Genomic DNA, 3,000 nt, shown 5'->3' on the forward strand with positions numbered 1-3,000 from the left:
TGGAGCACGTTGAGCCCCTCCAGGATGAGGATGTCCGGCCGGCGGATCGTCTGCACTTCGTCCGGGACGATGTCATAGACGAGGTGCGAGTAGACGGGCGCCGTCACCTCGCCACGGCCCGCCTTGAGCTCCGCGAGGAAGCGCACCAGGGCCCGCCGGTCATAGCTCTCAGGGAAGCCCTTGCGCAGCATGAGGCCGCGCTCGGTGAGCACCCGGTTGGGGAACAAGAAGCCGTCCGTGGTGACGAGCTCCACGTGCGGGTGGTCCGGCCAGCGTGACAGCAGGGCCTGGAGGATGCGCGCCGTGGTGCTCTTGCCCACCGCCACGCTGCCCGCGATGCCGATGACGAACGGCACCTTCTGGGTGAAGCCCCCGAGGAACGCCTGCTGCGCCGTCCAGAGGCTCTGCGTCGCGGCCACGTGCAGGTTCAGCAGTCGCGAGAGCGGCAGGTAGACGTCCGCCACCTCCTCCAGGTCCAGGTGCTCTCCGAGTCCGCGCAGCCCCTCGACCTCCTCCGCCGTGAGGGGCAGAGGCGTGGCGGCCCGCAGGGCCCTCCACGCCTCGCGCTCGAAGTCGACGAACATGGACGCGCTCTGGTGCCTGGATGCGGACATGGGGCCCTCCTCCTTGAGGGCGCCCCCATCCTATCGGTGTCTCGGGAGATGTGCTGGGCTGCTGCTCGGCCTGTCTGAAGAGGCGCGGCGGCAGGTTCCCGGAAAGAGCTCGGGCACCTGTGGCACAGTCGCGCCCGTGAAACGCTCCACGCTCCTGCCGCTGTTGCTCCTGTCGTTGACCGTGGCCTGCTCGCGTCGCCTGGACTCCACGGCCCTCGGCCTCCAGTACGAGCCCCCTTCGGGCATGGCCCTGCGCACCGAGGAGCCCGGCCCCTCAGCCGTGGCGCACTTCAACGGGGGCCTGGAGCTGCGCTCGGTGGAGGGCAAGCCGCCCGCGCTCGACGCGCCGCCCGAGGAGGTGCTGCGCGCCGCGGGCGTGCCGGTACCGGGAAACAGGGTGAACGCCACCCAGGGGACACTCCCCGCGGGCCCCGTGGCGCGCTACGAGTTCCAGAAGGGCACCTCCCGGACCCTCGTGTACTTTCTCCCCCGCCCCGAGCGCTCCGTGCTCGTCCTCTATACCGCGCCGGAGCGCGACTACGGGCCCGGCTCGTCGCGGGTGGAGCTCTCGCTCTCCACGTTGAAGCCGACGCGCTGAGCCGGGGACTTCACCGGCACGGCTCGGCGTACCGTAGGAAGTTCCACGGGTTGGGCTGTGTGTCGCTGGAAATGATGTACCAGTAGCCGACGTGCGCCTTCCCGGCGGCATCCAGCCCGAGCACGTTCTCCCAGAGGTGGGCCACTCCCCCCTGGCCCTCGAGGTTGATGCTGGGGGTATAGCTCCAGTTGGAGCCGTCGGCGGACCGCCGGGCGTAGACGACCTTCGGGTTCTGGGCCCGGTCCAGCAGCGCGTGGAGGTTGCCAGCGGCGTCCACCTTCAGATCGATCGCGATGCCGTTGGCGGCGCCCACGCCCTTGATCGCCCAGACCCCGTCACGCCGCTCCGCGTGCTGGGCATACGAGCCCCCCTCCGAGTAGAGCAGGTGGGGGACGCCCCAGGGGTCGAGCTCGATCACCGGCTCGTTGCCGCCAAAAGGACTGACCTGCTCGATCACCCAGGCCCCCGAGGCGTTGGTGGCGTAGGAGATGCCGCCAGAACTCGAGTCGTCGTGCCAGGCGAGATGGGCGACGCCCCGTGGCTCGACCGCGAGTTCCGCTCTGCTATTGCGGGCCTTGATGCCGAGGTCCGTGATCTCCCACTGGCCGGAGCGGTTGGTCGCATAGCCGAGGCGGCGATCGCCGTTCATCCCCAGGGAGAGCACGACGTGTGCGAAGCCCGAGGTGTCGAGCTTCAGCGTCGTCGGGTAGCCGTTGCTGGCCAGCGGGGTGCTCTGCCAACCGCCGCCGACCCGCTCATGGGCGTAATACGCGCCAGGGGAGCTGCCGTAATAGACCAGATGCCGTCGACCGTTCGCGTCGATGGCGAGCCCCCCCACGCTTCCCGACAACTCACCCGCCTGTGCCAGGGAGTCACCCGGCCGGGTGCTGCCCACGTAGATCTTGTTCTCGCTCTGGTTGACGGCGTAGTGCCCCACGCCCTCGGAGTCGAACTCGAAGGACAGGTTCATGGCGTTCGTCGCCAGCTCGCGCGACCGCCAGCCGTTGTCGCAGTCGCCCGCATCCGGCGGGGTGGCCGGGGGCGGGCCGGCATCCCTCGGGCCTCCATCCGGCTGGTTCGGGATCGGAATGTCGCCGACCTGACTCGTGAGGATGATGTCGAGTTGGATGGGATCGCAGGCGCCCAGCAGGAGGCCGGCGAGGGTCACGGGAAGGAGCAGGTACGGGAATTTCACGAGAGCTTTCCTCGGCTCGAGGGTTGCCAGGAATACGGAGCGAGGACTCGCGCCGGGTCGTTCGCCCTCGCCTTTTTTCGCGAGGCTCAGAGCCCGATCGACAGCTCCATGCCCCACGTGGACTCCCACCACTGCTGACCATTCGCCGTGACGAAGTCCTTCCCGATGAAGCCGCCCACACGCACCCGCCGCTGTTCCCCATTCACCACCAGGCCGCCAGCGAGGTGGGCGGAGAACACGGTGGGGTCCCCCTGTATCCCGCCCCTGAACTTCACCCCCAGCAGGCTCCAACCCGCGGCGCCCTCCAGGAACGGACCCATGGAGGCGGTGCTCTGCAAGCCCGCCAGCCCCTGCACGGAGAAGCGGTGGAGGAGCACGCCCTCGGTGGGCAGGGGCGTGAGGGCATACGCGGCACGCCCCCCGAGCGTGTACGGCCCCGGCGTGCGCAGCGTCACGCTCGGCCCCGCGAGGAACTGTCCGAGTCCGAGCGGTGCCCGCGAGGCCACGGCGCCCACCTCCCACTCCAAGCGCGGCCTCGGCTCGAGCACGGGGAGGGGCTCGCGCACTCCGACTTCAGCGGCCGGAGCGAACTC

General features: G+C 69.8%; 3 protein-coding genes and 1 pseudogene. 1 reads left to right on the forward strand and 3 read right to left on the reverse strand.

All coding sequences use genetic code 11. From position 1 onward, the window contains the following. Positions 1 to 614, reverse strand: a 614-nt coding sequence (gene coaA, locus VF794_RS40775) for a type I pantothenate kinase (protein ID WP_331119310.1), incomplete at its 3' end; no start/stop codon positions are given. A 136-nt stretch (positions 615 to 750) separates the two neighbouring features. Between coaA and VF794_RS40780 the strand changes: the two genes are divergently transcribed. Then, positions 751 to 1,212: a hypothetical protein gene (locus VF794_RS40780; RefSeq protein ID WP_331119312.1), complete on the forward strand. Its 462-nt coding sequence runs from the start codon at positions 751 to 753 to the stop codon at positions 1,210 to 1,212. Between the two features lie 10 nt (positions 1,213 to 1,222). Here the strand turns inward: VF794_RS40780 and VF794_RS40785 are convergent, their stop codons facing one another. Together VF794_RS40785 and VF794_RS40790 are read right to left on the reverse strand one after the other, a co-directional pair. Beyond that, positions 1,223 to 2,407: a hypothetical protein gene (locus tag VF794_RS40785; RefSeq protein ID WP_331119314.1), complete on the reverse strand. Its 1,185-nt coding sequence runs from the start codon at positions 2,405 to 2,407 to the stop codon at positions 1,223 to 1,225. A gap of 86 nt (positions 2,408 to 2,493) precedes the next feature. Then, a pseudogene (locus VF794_RS40790) lies at positions 2,494 to 3,000 on the reverse strand (caspase family protein); the annotation flags it as partial.

The sequence above is a fragment of the Archangium sp. genome (assembly GCF_036389735.1).
In the GTDB taxonomy this organism is placed as follows: domain Bacteria; phylum Myxococcota; class Myxococcia; order Myxococcales; family Myxococcaceae; genus Archangium.